This window comes from uncultured Flavonifractor sp., assembly GCF_944387675.1.
Lineage (GTDB): Bacteria > Bacillota > Clostridia > Oscillospirales > Oscillospiraceae > Flavonifractor.
The window spans coordinates 1-17700 of sequence record NZ_CALXFV010000044.1 but is presented as its reverse complement, the minus strand read 5'-3'; the positions used below and the strand labels follow the sequence as shown (position 1 = coordinate 17700).

Here is a 17700-nt window from a genome sequence, read left to right as displayed (position 1 = left end):
GCGTCGTGATCGACATCGAGGAGTAATTGCTCCTTCTATGTGGAAAGACCTGCCTGCGGGCAGGTCTTTCTGCTTTGGGAGGGTATCCGACCGAAGGAAAAGCGTCGTGATCGACATCGAGGAGTAATTGCTCCTTCTATGTGGAAAGACCTGCCTGCGGGCAGGTCTTTCTGCTTTTTTGGAGGGGTGTCCGCCCGAGAGAAAAGCGTCGTGATTGACTTCGCGGGGGGAAGTTTTCCGCTTCCGCCTTGTATTTCAGCGGGAATTACCCTATAATAAGAACAATTCCAAAACACCGCTGCTGCGGACGAAAGGGGGAGACCACATGGCGGGCGGAATCTTCAACCCGGAAAACGGGTTTTACCGTGTGACGGGGAAAATGGTGGATATTTTTCTGCTCAGTGTGTTCTGGCTTGCCTGCTGTATCCCGGTGGTGACCATCGGTCCGGCGACGGCGGCTCTTTACAACGCGGTGGCCCGGTGCATCCGGGGCAATGAGCGCAACAGCTGGGGCCTGTTTTTTCGCACGTTCCGCGCCAATCTGAAGGTGGGGATTCTGACCACCCTGGTGGTGCTCCCTGCGGCGGCGGTGCTGGTGCTGCTCCAGGGGGTACTCTATCAGACTGCCGTGCTGGGAAAGGCGGGGTATGTGCTCTACGTGGCCTATCAGATCTTCCTGCTGCTCCCCCTGGGAATGGTCTGCTATCTCTTTCCCGTGCTCTCCCGGTTCTCTTTCCGAACCGGCGGGCTGCTGCTCAACTGCTCCAAGCTGGCCATGGCCCATCTGCCGGCCACCGTTCTGATGGGCCTGCTGCTGGCCCTGTCGGTGTGGGTCTGCTCCTACGTCCCGGTAGTAGCCGCTGTGCTGCCGGCAATGCTGGCCTTGGTGCAGACCGTTCCGCTGGAGCGGATTTTCCGCCCCTACATCCAGGCCCAGCGGGGTGAACCGCAGGAGGATGAGACCTGATCCAGGCTGAGGGACGCAGACGGCTGCCGCCGTTTGCCCGAAGACCCGGCGGATATGGCTCAGGCCATGTCCGCCGGGTGTGCTTTAGCCGGACAAATCAGACTTTGGTTGTATTTACAAGCGACCCACTTTTTGTTAAAATAAAAAGAAATGCGCATTGCGCCCTGAGGAGGGCGTAGGGGAAGAACCACACGGAAGTAGGCGGCGGCATTGCTGCCGAGGCCGGCGCTGGCCGGAAGTTTATTTTCATTGAGCCGTAGACCACGGCAAGGAGGGGACAGCGATGATCCAGACAACCGCTATACCCAGCCGGCAGGCTGAGCGCTGCCTGCTGTGCCACGACGGACCGTGTACCGCCGCCTGCCCCCACGGGCTGGACCCGGCCCGGCTGCTGCGCAGCGTGCGGTTTGAGAACGCGGCCGGGGCGGCCCGGCGGCTTTCCGAGCAAGACCTGTGTGCCGGATGCTCCGCCCCCTGTCAGGCGGCCTGCCTGCGCGGCGACGGGGCGGTGGAGATCCGGGAAATCTGCATGGCGCTCCACAAGAGCAGGCCCGATCTGGAGGAGCTGAGCCGGACTCCGGTGGACCTGTCCAGCGAATTCTGCGGGGTGCGGCTGGAGAATCCTTTCCTGCTCTCCTCCTCGGTGGTGGCCAGCAGCTACGACAAGATCGCCCGGGCTTTTGAGATGGGCTGGGCGGGGGCCTGTTTCAAGACCATCTGCGACTTTATCCCCCGGGAGGCATCCCCCCGCTACTCCGCCCTCTCCGATGGGCAAGGCTTCTACGGCTTTAAAAACATTGAGCAGCTCTCCTGCGACTCCCTGGAGGAGGACCTGGAGATCATCCGCCGCCTGAAGCGGGACTGGCCGGGCAAGGTGCTCATCGCCTCTATCATGGGCCGGGACGAGGAGGAGTGGACCCGTCTGGCCCGCCTGGTGGAGGAGGCGGGGGCCGATCTGGTGGAGTGCAACTTCTCCTGTCCCAATATGGAGCAGGACGGCCTGGGTGTGGATGTGGGACAGAGTCCCCAGGCGGTGGAGCGCTACACCGCCGCCGCCCGGCGGGGCTGTTCCATTCCCCTGCTGGCCAAGCTCACTCCCAACGTGGGGGATATGCGGCCCATGGCCATGGCCGCCAAGCGGGGCGGCGCCGACGGCCTGGCAGCCATCAACACCGTCAAGAGCATTATGGGCATGAATCTGGACACCTACGCCACCAGCCCCTCGGTGCGGGGCTTTTCCGGGGTGGGGGGCTATTCCGGGCGGGCGGTGAAGCCCATTGCCCTGCGCTTTATCTGGGAGCTGGCCACCTGTCCCGGGTGGCAGGCCCCGCCCATCAGCGGAATGGGGGGCATTGAGAGCTGGCGGGACGCGGTGGAGTTTATGCTCCTGGGCGCCGACCACGTGCAGGTCACCACCGCCGTCATGCAATACGGCTACCGGATCATTGACGATTTGCTGGAGGGACTGACCCTCTATCTGCGGGAGAAGGCGCTGACCCGGGTGAATCAGCTGAAGGGTCTGGGGGTGGAGAATGTGGCCGCCCTGGAGGAGCTGGAGCGGGAGAGTATTCTGCTGCCCCGGTTTGACCGCAGCCGCTGTGTGGGCTGCGGCCGGTGTTACCTGTCGTGCAGGGACGGGGGACATGACGCCCTCGTTATGCGCCGGGGCAGGCCGGTGATGAATCCGAAGGCCTGCGTGGGCTGCCATCTGTGTGTGCTGGTCTGTCCCGTTCACGCCATCAGCGGTTATGGAAAGCGGATTGTACCGGACGGGGAGGAAAACCGCCTGGAAAATCCGGCCTGTCAGGAGGGCGCGACATGAGAGAACTGTCTGTGGATGCCACCGTGGAGAACATCGACCGGGTCACAGATTTCGTCAACCAGGAGCTGGAGACCCTGAACTGCTCCCAACGGACCCTGTACCAGATTGATGTGGCGGTGGATGAGCTGTTTGGGAACATCGCCCGGTACGCCTATGATCCCGCCGTGGGACCCGCCACCGTGCGGGTGGAGGTGACGGAAAACCCGTTGGCGGTGGTCATCACCTTTATCGACCACGGAATACCCTATGATCCCCTCTCCCGGACCGATCCCAACGTACACCTCTCCGCGGAGGAGCGGCAGATCGGCGGTCTGGGGGTGTTTCTGGTCAAGAAGACCATGGACGGAGTGAGCTATGAGTACAAGGACGGCCAGAACATTCTGCGGATCACTAAAAATCTGACCTGAAGCGAGGAGGCGTATGGATTGGAGCTGCTGATGGAGGCCATGACCTTTGCCATTGCCGCCCACGGGAGCGCGGTACGCAAAGGGGACGGCAATCCTGCCGTTCTGCACGCCATGGAAGCGGCCGCCATAGCCGCCACCCTGACGGACGATCCCCAGGTGCTGGCGGCCGCGGTCCTTCACGATACGGTGGAGGACGCCGGCGTAACGCCGGAGGAGCTCCGCCTCCGGTTCGGCGGGCGGGTGGCGGAGCTGGTGCAGGCGGAGACGGAAGACAAGATGGCGCATCTGCCCGCCGGGACCACCTGGCGCCAGCGGAAGGAGGCGGCCATCGAGCACCTGCGGACGGCGGGAGACAGCGGCGCGGCCATTGTGATGCTGGGCGACAAGCTCTCCAACATGCGCTCCTTTTACCGCCTCTGGCGAAAGCAGGGTGCGGCGCTGTGGGAGAGCTTTAACCAGAAGGACCCGGAGCAGCACCACTGGTACTACCGGACCATCGCCGGCCTGCTGGCTCCCCTGGCGGAGTCGGAGGCCTGGCGGGAATACGACTGGCTGATCCGGCAGGTTTTTGAAGAGGAATAAGAGGAGGAAGGCCCGTCGTCCCGCCTGTGAGGACCGGCCAGCAAGGAGGAACCCTGAGATGAATGGAATTATGGTAGACAATCAGTTGAAAATTGACCTTTCCGGTCACATTGACTCCAGCAATGCCCCTGCCACCGAGACGGAGCTGATGGCGGTGCGGGAGAGCCAGCCCCATGAGGGGCTGATTCTGGACCTGAAGGATCTGGCATACATATCCAGCGCCGGCCTGCGGATCGTGCTCCGCCTGCGCAAGCTGGAACCGGCGCTCAAGCTCATCAACGTCTCCGCCGAGGTCTATGAAATTCTGGACATGACCGGATTTACCGAGATGATTCCGGTGGAGAAAGCCTACCGCACCCTCTCCGTGGAGGGGTGCGAGATCATCGGCCGGGGGGCCAACGGCGCCGTGTACCGCATTGACCAGGACACGGTGGTGAAGGTCTACCACAGCGCCGACTGCCTGCCCGACGTGCAGCGGGAGCGGGAGCTGGCCCGGAAGGCCTTCGTGCTGGGCATTCCCACCGCCATTCCCTACGATGTGGTCCGGGTGGGGGAGAGCTACGGCTCGGTGTTTGAGCTGCTCAACTCCAAGTCCTTCTCCAAGCTGATCGCCGCCCAGCCGGAGCAGATCGACTACTATGTGGGGCTGTATGTGGATCTGATGCAGAAGATGCACACCACCCACGTCAAGCCCGGCGACATGCCGGAGATGAAGGCGGTGGCATTGGACTGGGCGGAGTTCCTCCGGGATTACCTGCCGGCCCACCAGGCGGAAAAGCTGGTGGCCCTGGTGAAGGCGGTGCCGGACCGGGACACCATGCTCCACGGGGACTACCACACCAACAACATCGTCATGCAAAACGATGAGGTGCTCATCATCGACATGGATACCCTGTGTGTGGGCCACCCCATTTTTGAGCTGGCCTCCATGTACCTGGGCTTTGTGGCCTTTGGTGAGCTGGACCCTGATGTAACCCAGTCCTTCCTCAAGCTGCCCTATGAGACGGCGTGCCTGTTCTGGCGGAAGGCGCTGGCCAGATACTTGGGTACCACGGACGAGGCAAGGGTCCGGGAAGTGGAGGAGAAGGCTATGGTCATCGGCTACGCCCGGCTGATGCGGCGCACCATTCGCCGGAACGGGAAAAACACCGAGGAGGGCCGGGCCTGCATCGCCCTCTGTGAGCAGCGGCTGTCCCAGCTGCTGGTCCGTGTGGACGACCTCTCCTTTTGAGGAGCCACCGCGGGAAACTGTAACATCGAGAACAGGAGGAATTTGACCATGACAATAACCAAGGAACAGAACGGAAGCAGCCTGACTGTGAACCTGCAGGGGCGCCTGGACACCACCACCGCGCCCGACCTGGACGCTGAGCTGAAGGAGGATCTGGCCGGTATCCAGGCCCTGACGCTGGATTTGAAGGAGCTGGAGTACATCTCCTCCGCCGGGCTGCGGGTGCTGCTCTCCGCCCAGAAGGTCATGAACAAGCAGGGGTCCATGGTGGTGCGCAACGTGAACCAGACGGTGATGGAAGTCTTTGAAATAACCGGCTTCAGCGATATTCTGACCATTGCGTAAAAATGAAGATCGCGTATCTGGGCATTGACGTGCTGGAGTGCGCCCTTCGGACGGCGCTGGAGGAGGGCTGCCAGGTACTGAAGCTCTTCACCTGCCGGACGGACAACGTGACGGAATTTCACACGGGGGTATGTGAGCTGGCCCGGGCCAACGGGATTCCCGTCAGCCTGGAGCCGGTGGGGGAGCGGGAGCTGGCGGAGCTGGCGGAGCATGGGTGTGAACTGCTGCTGTGCGGGGGCTACTATCACCGCCTGCCCCTGACCCAGGCCTTCCCCATGGTCAACATCCACCCCGCGCCTCTGCCTGGCTACCGGGGAGCCTGGCCCATGCCTGTGCTCCTGCTTCAGGGGGCGCGGCAGGGCGGCGTGGTACTCCACCGGATGGCCCGGAGCTTCGACACCGGGGATGTGGTGCTGGAGGCATCCTTTCCCCTGGACCCCCGGGACACCCTGGGGGACTACATGGCCAAAGTGGAGGCGGTGCTGCCCGGCATGGTGCGCCGCCTGCTCCGGGAGCTGCCGGAGCTGCTGGCCGCCGCCCGTCCCCAGGGGGAGGGGACCTACTGGCCCTGTCCCACCCAGGCGGATTGGACCATCACTCCGGATACCCCCCTCGGGAAGGCGGACGCCATTTTGCGGGCCTTTTGGGGCTATGAGTGCGTCTATGACGAGGGGACCCGCCGCCTCGAGCTGATCGGCGGCCGGGCGGCCGCCCAGCCGCCCGGAGCCGGGCCGTGCTTCCCCGTGGACGGGGGCTGGATCTGGGCGCCCCGGGTGCGGGAGCTGGAGGACGGGCGATGAGGGGCGTAGAGCTGATGCAGCGGGAAGAGGTGGAGCGCCTGCGCCGGCTGTGCGGCCATACGCTGTCCGCCCACGCGTTCCCTTCCCTCTACCTGTGGCAGGAGCAGCTGAGCCTGGAGCTGGAGCTGGGGGAGGCGTATTTCGCCGCCCGCATGACCCGGCACGGCGGCAGCGCCTGGTTCTTCCCCTGCGGCAGCGAGGCGGGACGGCTGGCCTTCCTGGCCGCCCACGGCGGGGAGGCGGGGCTGCGCCTGCTTTACCTGCGCCGGGAGGACATGGCCTGGCTGCAGGCTCGGGAGCCGGACCGATGGCGCTTCTGCCGCCGGCCGGATGGGGACGAGTACCTCTACCTGCGGGGCAGCCACCTGGCCATGGCGGGCGGTCCCTTCCGGGACCTGCGCCGCCGGCTCCGGAAAATCGAGCGGGAACTGGAGCCGCAGGTCCAGCCCCTGGACGACGGCGGTACCGCCGACGCCCGGCGCATTGTGGAAGCCTGGGCGGCTTGGCGTCCCGGCTCCGCTCTGGACGACCGCCAGGTGGCCCTGGAGGCCCTGGAGCGGCGGACGGAGCTGGGGATGCGTGGAGTAATCGTCTACCTGCGGGGCCAGCCCGCCTCCTTTATGTTGGGCTTTCCCCTATCGGAGGACAGTTTTGACGCGGCGGTGGGCAAAAGCGCTGTTGATGTGCAGGGCCTCACCTATTACACCCTCCATGCGCTGATGCGCACCCTGCCGGAGTGCTGCCGCTGGATGAATCTGGAGGAGGATCTGGGGCTACCCGGCCTGCGGGAGATGAAGGAGAACTTTTTGCCGGACGGCCGGCATGAAATCTGGGAGGCACAGCGCCTATGAGGGGAAAGCACGACATCTTTACGGCAAAAATGTTTCGCCGGATGGTGGTTCCCTCCCTGTGCGCCAGCTTCGGCCTGGCTTTCTCCGACATGGCCGACGCCCTGGTAGTGGGTTGGCGCATGGGGGAGACCGGCCTGGCGGCCATTGGAATGACCCTGCCGCTGTTTATGGCCATCAACCTGTTCATGCACGGCTTTGGGATAGGGGGCAGCGTGCGCTTTGCCCAGCTGCTGGGCGAGGGGCGGCGGGAGGAAGCGGTGCGCAGCTTCCACCAGGTGCTCCAGCTGGCCCTGGCGGTGGGCTGCCTTTTGGCACTGTCGGTGGAGCTGTTCACCGGTGCCGCCCTGCGCCTGCTGGGCGCGGCGGAGAGCGGGGGAGAGCTGTACCGGCAGACAGCCGCCTATGTCCGGGTGATTGCGGCGGGTATTCCGGTGTTTTTCCTCAACTATATCCTCAACTACTATCTCCGCTGTGACGGACAGCAGCGGCGGGCGGTGGCGGGCTTTCTGACAGGTACCGTTACGGACATCGGACTGAATCTGCTGCTGGTGCTGGTGCTGGACATGGGGACCGCCGGCGCGGCCCTGGCTACCCTGGCCGGCTCGGCGGTGGCGGTAGCGGTCTATCTGCCCGGTCTGATGGGGGGCCGGGGCGCCCTGTGCCTGCGGCGGGTGCGGCCCTCCTGGCGGGAGGGGCTGTCCTGCTTCCGCACCGGCGTTTCCTCCTCGGTGCAGTATGTCTATCAGTTGGTCTTCCTGCTTATCGCCACCCGCACCCTGCTGGGAGTCTCCGGGGAGACGGGGGTGGCGGTGTTCGACATGGTGCAGAACGCCTCCTACCTGATCCTGTACTTGTACGATGCCTCCGCCAAGGCGCTGCAGCCCCTGGCCGGAACCTTCTACGGGGAGAAGAACCAGGGGGCCATGGAGCGCTCCCTGGTTTTGGCCCTGTTCTGGGGCCTGGGCTGGGGGGGCGCGGCGGCGGGCCTGCTGGCGCTCTTTCCCCGGGCGGTGTGCGCCGCCTTCGGCCTGACGGAGGCGGCCACGCTGTCGGTGGGCGCCCAGGCGCTGCGGCTGTATTGCCTGTCCAGCCTGTTCGGCGGGACGAGTATCCTGCTGGAGGCCTACTTCCAGTCGGTGGAGCGGGAACGGGAGGCCTTTGTGCTGGCCACCCTGCGGGGGTGCGCCGTGCTGCTGCCGGTGACCCTGCTGCTGGCCCTGCTCCGGCCGGAGGGGCTGTGGTGGGTCTTCCCCGTGACCGAGCTGCTCTCCCTGGTGCTGTTTCTCCTGTGGCGATGGCTGCACCCGGTCAGGCGGGCGGCCTTTCCCCAGGAGCGCATTCTGCTGCGGCAGATCCAAAGCCGCACCGAGGACCTGGGAGGTCTGACTGCGGAGACCGAGGCCTTCTGCCAGCAATGGGGCGCCACCCCCCGCCAGATCTATTTGGTGAACCTGGTCATTGAGGAGCTGGCCGTGGCCATTATCTCCAAGGCATTCTCCACCCGGCGGGACGGCTCCATTCAAATCACCCTGATCGCCTGTGAGGAGGGCGGCTTCCAGCTGCATTTGCGGGACAACGCCGCCGGGTTCAACCCCTTTTCCCTGGAGACGGGCAAAGCGGGCGGCGACGGAGACTTTGACATGGACGCCATGGGTATGATGGTGGTAAAAAAGCAGGCCAAGGCCTTCTTTTACCGCCAGTATCAGGGCTTTAATACGCTGGTGGTCAGCATTTGAGGTGGACTATGAGGATTTCTCTACGCACAAAAGTAATTGTGGCGGTGCTGCTGATGGCGGTGGTGGTGGCGGGGGTAGCCGGAGCCATCAGCTACAGCGTATATTCCCGCACCATGGAGGAGCACTACGAGCGGCTGACGGTGAATACCGCCAGCTCCGCGGCGTCCATGGTGGACGCCCAGGCGGTGGCCGAACTGGCGGAGCGGACGGTGGAGATCTACCGAAGCCTCTGCCCTGCCCCCGACACGCCGCCGGACTTTGCCTCCTTTGACGAGGCGGACTGGGAGGCGTATTACGGAGCCTTTGCGGAGATCACCGCCAGTCCCGCCTACCAGCAGGCCTTCGACACCCTCAGCGCCCTGAAGGAAGACAACGAGGTGCTGTGGATGTATGTGGCCTTTATGGATGAACAGACGGGCCAGGGCATTTACATCATTGACGCCGACGCCACGGAGGACGCCTGCCCGCCAGGCACCTGCGGGGACATCGAGCCGGAGAATCTGGCGCTGATCCGCCAGGGAATTTACGATTTTCCACCCTATATCACCAATTATGAGGAGTTCGGCTGGCTGTCCTCAGCGGCGGCTGCTATTACGGACGACCAGGGCAACGTGGTGGCCAACGCCTTTGTGGACTTTTCCATGAACGAGGTCATGGCCGACCGGGAGGACTTTCTGCTGCGGCTGGTGGCCATTCTGGCGGCGGTGACGCTGGGCCTTATTCTGGCGCTGGCCTACGCCTTCAGTCGGGCCGTGGTGCGGCCCATCAACCAGCTGGCTCAGGCCACCGGCTCCTTTGTGTCCGACAAGCAGCAGGACCGAGACAGCTCGGCCATCTCCCGGCTGAACATCCGGACGGGGGATGAGCTTGAAAAGCTCTCCTCCTCCATCTGTCAGATGGAGCGGGAGATCAACAGCTACATCACCGACCTGACCCGGGTCACCGCCGAGCGGGAGCGCATCGGCGCCGAGCTGGACGTGGCCCGAAACATCCAGGCCTCCATGCTGCCCTGCATCTTCCCCCCCTTCCCCCAGCGGGAGGAATTCAGCATCTTCGCGGCCATGGACCCGGCCAAGGAGGTAGGAGGCGACTTCTACGACTTCTTCCTGGTGGATGACGATCACCTGGCCCTGGTGATGGCCGATGTGTCCGGTAAGGGAGTGCCTGCGGCCATGTTCATGGTTATCGCCAAAACGCTGCTGAAAAACGCCGCACAAACAGGGATGTCCCCCAAGGCCGTGCTGGAGAAGGTAAACGATCAGCTGTGCGAGAACAACGACGCGGAGATGTTTGTCACCGTGTGGCTGGGGATTCTGGAGATCTCCACCGGCCGTTTGATCTGCGCCAACGCGGGGCATGAGTACCCGGCCATCCGCCGGGCGGGCGGGGAGTTTGAACTCTTCCGGGACCGGCACGGCTTTGTGCTGGCGGGAATGGAGCACGCCCGGTATCGGGAGTATGAGCTGGACCTGTCCGGGGGCGATATGCTCTTTGTGTACACCGACGGGGTGGCGGAGGCCACCGACAGCCAGGAGCAGCTCTATGGCACCGACCGGATGCTGGCCGCCCTGAACCGCTGCCGGAACGTGGGGTGCGAGGAGCTGCTGCGGGATGTGCGGGCGGACATTGACGCCTTTGTGGGGGAGGCCCCCCAGTTCGACGACATCACCATGCTGGCCCTGGAGCTGAAGGACCTGGGACGGGGACGGATGAGCAAGATCAACCTCCGCCCGGAGCTGGAGTGCATCGGCCAGGCCACCGCTTTCTTTGAGGAGACCTTGGCCGGCCACGGGGCGCCGGCCCGGGTGATTGCCCAGGTGAACGTGGTGGTGGACGAGATCTTTTCCAACATTGCCCGGTACAGCGGCGCCACCTCGGTTACCCTGGGCTGCGAGACTGAGGAGGGCTTTGTCCGGCTGCGGTTTTCCGACAACGGCCGGCCCTACGACCCCACCCAGAAGCCGGATCCGGACACCACCCTCCCCCTGGAGGAGCGGGGAGAGGGAGGCATGGGGGTGTTTCTCGTCAAGCAGATTACCGACGCCATTACCTATCACTATTCCGACGGATTCAACGTGCTCACCCTGGAGAAGCGATGGTAACGCCGGAGATTTGATTCTATTTTGGTAAGGAGAACATCCAATGAACGGTTTTACAATCCTGCTGATTACAGTTGTGGTCCTGCTGGCGGCCTATCTGATCTATGGCCGCTACCTGGCCAGAACCTGGGGGATCGACCCCAAGGCAAAGACGCCAGCCTATGAGATGAGCGACGGCGTGGACTATGTACCAGCAGACACCAACGTGGTGTTCGGCCACCAGTTTGCGTCCATCGCAGGCGCCGCGGCCATCAACGGCCCCATCCAGGCCTCGGTGTTCGGCTGGGTGCCGGTGCTGCTGTGGATTTTGCTGGGCGGCGTGTTTTTCGGTGCGGTGCAGGACTTTGCCGCCATGTATGCCTCCGTGAAGAACAAGGGCCGGACCATCGGCTACATCATTGAGTCCTACATCGGCCGGACAGGGAAGAAGCTCTTCCTGCTTTTCTGCTGGCTCTTCTCCATTCTGGTGGTGGCCGCTTTTGTGGATATGGTGGCGGGTACCTTCAACGGCTTCCAGACGGCGGCCGACGGCGCTGTGTCCCTCATCCCCGCCAACGGCTCGGTGGCGACCACCTCCATGCTCTTCATCGTGGAGGCGGTGGCGCTGGGCTTCCTGCTGCGGTACGCCAGGCTGAATAAGTGGATTAACACCGCCATCGCCCTGGTGATGCTGGTGGCGGCCATTGTGCTGGGCCTGGTCTTCCCCATCTACATCAGCCAGGGGAACTGGACCATTCTGGTGTTTGTCTACGTGCTGATCGCCTCGGTCACCCCCATCTGGGCGCTGCTCCAGCCCCGGGACTACCTGAACAGCTATCTGCTGATCGCCATGATCGTGGCGGCGGTGGTGGGGGTGCTGGTGGCCCGCCCCACCGTCTATCTGCCCAGCTTCTCCGGCTTTATGGTCAACGGCCAGAGCCTGTTCCCCTTCCTCTTCGTCACCATCGCCTGCGGCGCCGTCTCCGGATTCCACTCCCTGGTTTCCTCCGGTACGGCCTCCAAGCAGATCAAAAACGAGCGGAGCATGCTCCCCGTCTCCTTTGGAGCCATGCTGATGGAGTCCATGCTGGCGGTGCTGGCCCTGATTGCCGTGGCCTCCTTCACCTCCACCAGCGAGGCGGCCTCCTACGGCTATCTCACGCCCACCCAGATCTTTGCCGGCGGCATCACCAATTTCCTGAGCGCCATGGGGCTGCCCCAGGATGTGGTGTATACCCTCATCAACCTGTCGGTCTCCGCCTTCGCCCTCACCTCCCTGGATTCGGTGGCCCGGGTGGGCCGCATCTCCTTCCAGGAGCTTTTCCAGGATGAGTCGGTCCGGGAGGAGGACATGGGACCGGTTCGCCGGATGCTGACCAGCAAGTATGTTGCCACCATCCTCACCCTGGTGTTGGCCTACCTGCTGTCCAAGGTGGGCTACGCCTCCATCTGGCCCCTTTTCGGTTCTTCCAACCAGCTGCTCTCTGCCCTGGCCTTCCTGGCCTGCGCGGTGTTCCTCAAGCGCACCCGGCGCAAGAGCTTTATGCTCTGGGTTCCCATGTTTACCATGGTGGCGGTCACCTTCACCGCCCTGAGCATTACCATCTGGCAGCTGGCCTCCGGGATTGCCAACGGCACCTACCGGTGGGTGGAGGGCATGACCGTCACAGTGGACGGGGCAAGCGTGCTCACCGCCTGGGGCGCCGGCATCCAGCTGCTCTTTGCCGTGCTCATCCTGGCCCTGGGCGTGGTGGTGGTGATCCAGGGTGTGCGCAAGCTCCTGGAGAAGCAGCCCACCCCCACTGAGGCGGCGTAAGCCCCCCTTCAAGCGAAAAGAAAACCCGCGGAACAGGCCGTCTTCGGCCCGCTCCGCGGGTTTTTCGCAGAATGGCTTACCCCTCCAGCAGGGTGGGGACCAGCTCCGCCAGGCGCTGGGCCAGGCGGTGGTGGCTCTCCCGGGTCAGGTGCATGTAATCCACCTGGTTCTGCTCCAGACCCAGCTGATTGGCGTCCAGGAAAAAGCAGCCCAGCTCCTTGGCCGCGGCCCGGAACTGACCGGGCAGCCGGAGGGACTTCTCCACGCACCCGGCGCCCATCTCCTGGGCCACCGGAGAGCGCTCCACCTCCCGCCCGAGGACGGGAGGCGCCACAATCAGAATCCGGGGTCCTCTCTCCGGGTGCCAGCAGTCAATGCTCTGCGCCCTGCGCACCAGGCGGGACAGTCCCTTCCCAATGGCGCAGGCGTTGGCGCCCAGGCGCTCCTTGGTGTCGTTGGTACCCAGCATCACCACCAGCAGGTCCACCGGCGCGTGACTTTTCAGGCAGGGGTAGAGGTAGGGAAGGGCGGACATACCCTCTTCCACCGGGTCCTCAAATACCGTGGTCCGCCCGGGCAGCCCCTCCTCCAGGACCAGACAGCCCTTCCCCAGCGCCTGCTGGAGCAGGCAGGGCCACCGCTCCTCCTCGCTGAAACGGAAGGGAGGCCCCTCCGGCGTGTAGCCGTAGGTATTGGAATCCCCCAGGCAGACGATGTGCCGGCGCATTTACTGCTTCAGCTCAGGCAGAGAAGCGGCGGCCACGGACTGGCCCACCCGGCGGGCCTTCTCGTCGGGGAGGGTGGGGTTGATTTTCCCGGCGATCTCGGGATATTCGTCGGCCAGCACGTTCTTGCAGGTCTCCAGAATGATGTCGCCCCCCTTGCCGGACATGACCCGGCCCAGCAGCAGCACGTGCTTGAAGCCGTAGAAATGGTGATACAGCGCCAGAGAGTGGCCCAGATACACGCCGATGGAGCGGTAGATAGCCTCGGCGGGGGAGTTGGGCTGCTCCATAATCTTCTGGATTTCTTTCAGCTTCTGGGCGGGGGCCAGATCGGGAGAGAGGTTGATGCCGGCGGCGGGCGCCAGCTTGATGACGCCGTCCTGGGAGAAGTACTTCACGCCACAGCCGATGTCGCCGGACCACTCGTCCTCCATGGCGCCGGGATTCACGTCCACCGGGGCGAAGGCCAGTTCATTGAGCCAGCCGGTGATGTTGCCGTTTTCATCCACATAGCCCACGGCCTCGCTGGTACCCATGGCGATGCCCAGAATGTTGTTCTCCTCCAGGCTCATGGCCCCGGCCAGGGCGGACACGTCGCCGTCGTTGGCCACCACATAGGGTACGTCGCCAAAGGTGTCGGTAATGGCCCGGATATAGATGTCCTTCACCTTGGCGTCAAAGTCCTCCTTGGACACCTTCAGGAACAGGGAGGCCACCATGGTGCGGTTTTCAATGTAAATGCCGGCGGAGGACACACCCACCGCGTCCACCCGGGGCATGTGCTCCGCGGCGGACTTCAGGGCGGCCACGATCCCCTCATAGTGGTAGTCCGGGTCGGCGGTGACCTTGGGATACCACACCACCTCCTCGGAGAACACCGGCTCGCCGTCAATGACGGCGGACACCTTCCGGTCGGAGCCGCCGGCGTCAAAGCCGATGCGGCAGCCGCCCATGTGGCGGCCCACCGCCTGGGGATTGCTGTACGCGGCGGGCAGGGCGTCGCAGTACACCACCTCAAAGGGCTTCTCATACACATTGGACATGAAATCGGCGTCAAAGGCCCGGGCGCCGCCCACGCAGTAGGTGGCCTTCATAGCCGCAAAAATATCCTCATCGCCGCTGATGTAGATCTTGAAACCGCCCATGTACCACAGCATGGACTTGATCAGCCGGTCCACATAGTACCGGTCGGCCTGAGCCATGTCCGGAGTGCCATGGATAAAGGTGTTGTACACCTCCACCTCGCCGCCGGCCCGCTCCACCGCGATGCCCAGGGGCTTTTTGGCGTCCTTCAGAAAGGCGGAACAGAATTTGCCCAGAGGCAGGAAGCCGGGGTCCAGCTCCGGCACATGCTTGACGGGGACCTCAATTCCAAGATGGTTCATAACCAATCCTCCTTTTGTGGGAAACAAACAGTTTTCCTCGTTTATAGGCTACCAGTTTTTTTAAATCTGTCAAGCATATTTTCAGAGTTTTGAAAATTATTTTCTTGATTTCCCTTGACGGGGACTGCACCGGCGGGTATGATGGAGGCAGTGAGACGGGCTTTTATTTTTAAGAAAGGTGGGTTTGATTACAATGGATATGACTGCTCGCCTGCAAGGGCATCGGAACTGGATTCAGAAGGAGCTGGAGCGCAGTGTGGCGTTCTGGCTGAACAACGGCATGGACCTGGTGCACGGGGGTGTGTACACCTGTCTGGACCGGGAGGGCAAGGTGTTTTCCACCGACAAGAGCGTGTGGATGCAGGGGCGCTGCGCCTGGATGTTTGCCTATCTGTGCCATACATATGGGGTGAAGGAGCAGTGGCTGGCCGCCAGCCGCAGTTGCCTGGACTTTATGGAGAAGTACTGCATCAACCGGGAGGCGGGCAACCGGATGTACTTCACCGTCACTGGGGACGGCAAGCCCCTGCGTCAGCGCCGCTATTGCTTCTCCGAGGGCTTTTATGCCATCGCCAACGCCGAGTACTACGGCGTCACCGGAGACAAGGAGTGTCTGGAACGGGCGCGGGCGGCCTACGACCTGATTTGGAACCTGAACAACGGCCTCATTCAGGACCCCACCGGTATGGGACCCAAGACCATTCCTCAGACCCGGTCCGGCCGCGCCCTGGCCAACCCCATGATTTATCTGAACATCACCTCCGTGCTGCGCCGGGTGGACCCGGAGCAGGAGGCGCTGTACAATGAGCGGGCCGCCCAGTGTGTGGATGAGATTTTCCGCTACCACTATAAACCGGAGCTGGGCTGCACCCTGGAGAGCGTGGGACCCAACGGCGAGTTCCGGGGAGACGTGACCGAGGGCCGGGTGGTCAATCCCGGCCACGACATCGAGTGCTCCTGGTTCCTGATGGAGGACGCCAACCGGAGAGGGGACAAGAATCAGCACGCCACCGCGGTGAAGATCTTCGACCAGGCCATCGAGGCCGGCTGGGATTATGAGTACGGCGGGCTGCTCTACTTCATCGACTGCTTGGGCCGTCCCCCCGAGGCCTACGAGCACGACATGAAGCTGTGGTGGCCCCATGATGAGATTCTCATCGCCAGCCTGATGATCTACCGGGACACCGGAGATGAGAAATACCTGACCTGGTTTGAGCGCACCCTGGACTACTGCAAGGAGCACTTCTCCGACCCGGAGTACGGCGACTGGTACGGCTACCTCCGCCGGGACGGCAAGCCTACCCAGCCCGCCTGCAAGGGTTCTACCTTCAAAGGTCCCTTCCATCTGCCCCGGATGCTTATCATGTGCGACCAGATGCTGGGGCAGCTGCTGGATAAGGAATGAGGGGGCGTCCATGCCCTTGAGCAACGTATTTGATCAGATCAACAGTGAATACTATGAGCTGACCAGCGCGGAGAAGAAGGTGGCCGACTACGCGGTGATCCACCAGCAGCGCACCCAGTTCATGTCCATTTCCGAACTGGCGGAGGAGGCAGGGGTGGCGGAGGCCACCATCTCCCGCTTCTGCCGGCGGTTGGGGTACAAGGGCTACAGCGCCTTCAAGCTGGCCATCGCCAACGCCACCGCCGGGCGCAGTGAGCTGCCCGTCCGGGAGGAGGACATGCTGCCGGCGGACGGTGTGCGGGAGATGGCCCGGAAGGTGTACGACATCGACCTGGGGGCCATGTCCCAGACCCTGGAGCTGGTCCAGCCGGAGGCCATTCGGAGAGCGGCGGACATGGTGGTGTCCGCCGGCCGGGTGCTGTGTATGGGCCAGGGGGGGTCCATGATCCTGTCCCAGGAGTGCGCCCACCTGTTCAGTACTATTCAGATGAACTTTATCCCGGTGATGGATTCCCACCTTCAGGCCATTGCCGCCTCTCAGCTGACGCCGGGAGATGTGGTGATCTACTTCTCCTATTCCGGTTCCACCAAGGAACTGCTGAAAAACCTGCGCATTGTGCGGGAGCGGAAGGCCAGGGTCATTCTGGTCACCCGCTTTCCCAAGTCGCCCGGTGCGGCTCTGGCGGATATCGTGCTCCAGTGCGGCTCCCGGGAGGGTCCGCTGCAAAGCGGCTCGGTGGCCGCCCGCATCGCCCAGCTCTACCTCATCGACGTTTTGTTCGGGGAGGTGTGCCGCCGGGATTGGGAGGGCTGCCGCAGGCGCCGGGAAATGGTGGCCGAGGTGTTGTCGGATCAGCACATCTGACCGGGCTGCGAAGCTGAAAGAAATTTGCAGGAAAAAAACACATAGAAAAAATTTTTAAAACTGTATTGACAAATCCTGTATTGAACTATACAATCTATACAACAGCTCCTTTGGAGATGAGAAGCGATTTTATTAAAAATGAGGAGGATGCGACAATGAACATGAAGAAACCCCTTGCGCTCCTGCTTGCCGTTGGCCTGACTCTCGGTCTGGCCGCCTGCGGCGGCGGAAACGACTCCCAGGGCAGCAGCGAGACTCCTTCCGGCGGCGGCAGCGAGAGCACCGGCGCTGTGGAGCTGAGCCTGTGGTCCTTCAACATCGGCGGCTTTACCGACGCCGCTGCCTGGGACTCCATCGTGGCTGCCTTTAAGGACGCCAACCCCGACATCAATGTGACCGTTACCCCCATCAACTATCAGGACGGCGACCAGAAGCTGACCACCGCCATCAGCTCCAACAACGCCCCCGACATCATCTTTGAGGGTCCCGAGCGCATCGTGGGCAACTACGCCCGTGAGAACCTGATGGTGGAACTGGGCGACCTGTGGTCCGCCAGCGGCGCCGACATCGCCGAGGGCATCTCCAGCGTGTCTCAGCTGGACGGTACTTACTACATGTATCCCCTGAGCGTGGCCGCCCACTGCATGGCCATCAACTACGAGGCCTTTGAGGCCGCCGGCGCCCT

General features: G+C 63.2%; 16 protein-coding genes. 14 read left to right on the top strand and 2 right to left on the bottom strand.

The genetic code is table 11. From position 1 onward, the window contains the following. The first annotated feature begins 325 nt into the window (after positions 1–325). From Q0J74_RS05895 to Q0J74_RS05845, 11 genes are all read left to right on the top strand, one after another. Positions 326–967: a YesL family protein gene (locus tag Q0J74_RS05895; protein ID WP_297212063.1), complete on the top strand. Its 642-nt coding sequence runs from the start codon at positions 326–328 to the stop codon at positions 965–967. A gap of 283 nt (positions 968–1250) precedes the next feature. Further along, on the top strand, positions 1251–2789 hold the full coding sequence (gene preA / locus Q0J74_RS05890; RefSeq protein WP_297212060.1) for an NAD-dependent dihydropyrimidine dehydrogenase subunit PreA: 1539 nt from the start codon (positions 1251–1253) through the stop codon (positions 2787–2789). Continuing rightward, positions 2786–3196 (top strand): ATP-binding protein, encoded by a 411-nt coding sequence (locus tag Q0J74_RS05885; protein WP_297212057.1) that lies wholly within the window; start codon positions 2786–2788, stop codon positions 3194–3196. The genes preA and Q0J74_RS05885 overlap by 4 nt, the downstream gene beginning before the upstream one ends. 18 nt (positions 3197–3214) lie before the next feature. Next, the gene (locus Q0J74_RS05880) at positions 3215–3778 is read left to right on the top strand and encodes an HD domain-containing protein (protein WP_297212054.1); all 564 of its coding nucleotides are present in this window, start codon (positions 3215–3217) and stop codon (positions 3776–3778) included. Between the two features lie 58 nt (positions 3779–3836). After that, positions 3837–5009 (top strand): anti-sigma factor antagonist, encoded by a 1173-nt coding sequence (locus Q0J74_RS05875; RefSeq protein ID WP_297212051.1) that lies wholly within the window; start codon positions 3837–3839, stop codon positions 5007–5009. Between the two features lie 48 nt (positions 5010–5057). Beyond that, the gene (locus Q0J74_RS05870; protein WP_297212048.1) at positions 5058–5354 is read left to right on the top strand and encodes an STAS domain-containing protein; all 297 of its coding nucleotides are present in this window, start codon (positions 5058–5060) and stop codon (positions 5352–5354) included. A 2-nt stretch (positions 5355–5356) separates the two neighbouring features. Then, positions 5357–6154, top strand: coding sequence for a formyltransferase family protein (locus Q0J74_RS05865; protein ID WP_297212045.1), 798 nt, complete (start codon positions 5357–5359; stop codon positions 6152–6154). Then, positions 6151–7005 carry a phosphatidylglycerol lysyltransferase domain-containing protein gene (locus Q0J74_RS05860; RefSeq protein WP_297212042.1) on the top strand — a complete coding sequence of 285 codons (855 nt, stop codon included), beginning with the start codon at positions 6151–6153 and terminating at the stop codon, positions 7003–7005. The genes Q0J74_RS05865 and Q0J74_RS05860 overlap by 4 nt, the downstream gene beginning before the upstream one ends. Continuing rightward, positions 7002–8741, top strand: a complete 1740-nt coding sequence (locus tag Q0J74_RS05855; RefSeq protein WP_297212039.1) for an MATE family efflux transporter — start codon at positions 7002–7004, stop codon at positions 8739–8741. The genes Q0J74_RS05860 and Q0J74_RS05855 overlap by 4 nt, the downstream gene beginning before the upstream one ends. 8 nt (positions 8742–8749) lie before the next feature. Then, positions 8750–10843, top strand: coding sequence for an ATP-binding SpoIIE family protein phosphatase (locus Q0J74_RS05850; RefSeq protein ID WP_297212036.1), 2094 nt, complete (start codon positions 8750–8752; stop codon positions 10841–10843). Between the two features lie 40 nt (positions 10844–10883). Continuing rightward, positions 10884–12635: a carbon starvation CstA family protein gene (locus tag Q0J74_RS05845; RefSeq protein WP_297212034.1), complete on the top strand. Its 1752-nt coding sequence runs from the start codon at positions 10884–10886 to the stop codon at positions 12633–12635. 76 nt (positions 12636–12711) lie between these two features. On the opposite strand, the gene Q0J74_RS05840 is transcribed toward Q0J74_RS05845, so the two are convergent. Then, positions 12712–13362: an SGNH/GDSL hydrolase family protein gene (locus tag Q0J74_RS05840; protein ID WP_297212031.1), complete on the bottom strand. Its 651-nt coding sequence runs from the start codon at positions 13360–13362 to the stop codon at positions 12712–12714. Next, positions 13363–14745, bottom strand: coding sequence for an ROK family protein (locus Q0J74_RS05835; protein ID WP_297212028.1), 1383 nt, complete (start codon positions 14743–14745; stop codon positions 13363–13365). It lies immediately after the preceding gene. Between the two features lie 193 nt (positions 14746–14938). On the opposite strand from Q0J74_RS05835, the gene Q0J74_RS05830 reads away from it, so the two are divergent. From Q0J74_RS05830 to Q0J74_RS05820, 3 genes are all read left to right on the top strand, one after another. After that, on the top strand, positions 14939–16150 hold the full coding sequence (locus Q0J74_RS05830) for an AGE family epimerase/isomerase (RefSeq protein ID WP_297212025.1): 1212 nt from the start codon (positions 14939–14941) through the stop codon (positions 16148–16150). Between the two features lie 10 nt (positions 16151–16160). Further along, positions 16161–17015 carry a MurR/RpiR family transcriptional regulator gene (locus Q0J74_RS05825; protein ID WP_297212022.1) on the top strand — a complete coding sequence of 285 codons (855 nt, stop codon included), beginning with the start codon at positions 16161–16163 and terminating at the stop codon, positions 17013–17015. 155 nt (positions 17016–17170) lie between these two features. Then, the coding region (locus Q0J74_RS05820) for an ABC transporter substrate-binding protein (RefSeq protein ID WP_297212019.1) at positions 17171–17700 on the top strand (530 nt) is incomplete at its 3' end.

Bases quoted from the DNA above. Each gene is read 5' to 3' on its own strand.
- Q0J74_RS05895 (WP_297212063.1), top strand. From the start codon at position 326: ATGGCGGGCGGAATCTTCAACCCGGAAAACGGGTTTTACCGTGTGACG.
- preA (WP_297212060.1), top strand. From the start codon at position 1,251: ATGATCCAGACAACCGCTATACCCAGCCGGCAGGCTGAGCGCTGCCTG.
- Q0J74_RS05885 (WP_297212057.1), top strand. From the start codon at position 2,786: ATGAGAGAACTGTCTGTGGATGCCACCGTGGAGAACATCGACCGGGTC.
- Q0J74_RS05875 (WP_297212051.1), top strand. From the start codon at position 3,837: ATGAATGGAATTATGGTAGACAATCAGTTGAAAATTGACCTTTCCGGT.
- Q0J74_RS05870 (WP_297212048.1), top strand. From the start codon at position 5,058: ATGACAATAACCAAGGAACAGAACGGAAGCAGCCTGACTGTGAACCTG.
- Q0J74_RS05865 (WP_297212045.1), top strand. From the start codon at position 5,357: ATGAAGATCGCGTATCTGGGCATTGACGTGCTGGAGTGCGCCCTTCGG.
- Q0J74_RS05860 (WP_297212042.1), top strand. From the start codon at position 6,151: ATGAGGGGCGTAGAGCTGATGCAGCGGGAAGAGGTGGAGCGCCTGCGC.
- Q0J74_RS05855 (WP_297212039.1), top strand. From the start codon at position 7,002: ATGAGGGGAAAGCACGACATCTTTACGGCAAAAATGTTTCGCCGGATG.
- Q0J74_RS05850 (WP_297212036.1), top strand. From the start codon at position 8,750: ATGAGGATTTCTCTACGCACAAAAGTAATTGTGGCGGTGCTGCTGATG.
- Q0J74_RS05845 (WP_297212034.1), top strand. From the start codon at position 10,884: ATGAACGGTTTTACAATCCTGCTGATTACAGTTGTGGTCCTGCTGGCG.
- Q0J74_RS05840 (WP_297212031.1), bottom strand. From the start codon at position 13,362: ATGCGCCGGCACATCGTCTGCCTGGGGGATTCCAATACCTACGGCTAC.
- Q0J74_RS05835 (WP_297212028.1), bottom strand. From the start codon at position 14,745: ATGAACCATCTTGGAATTGAGGTCCCCGTCAAGCATGTGCCGGAGCTG.
- Q0J74_RS05830 (WP_297212025.1), top strand. From the start codon at position 14,939: ATGGATATGACTGCTCGCCTGCAAGGGCATCGGAACTGGATTCAGAAG.
- Q0J74_RS05825 (WP_297212022.1), top strand. From the start codon at position 16,161: ATGCCCTTGAGCAACGTATTTGATCAGATCAACAGTGAATACTATGAG.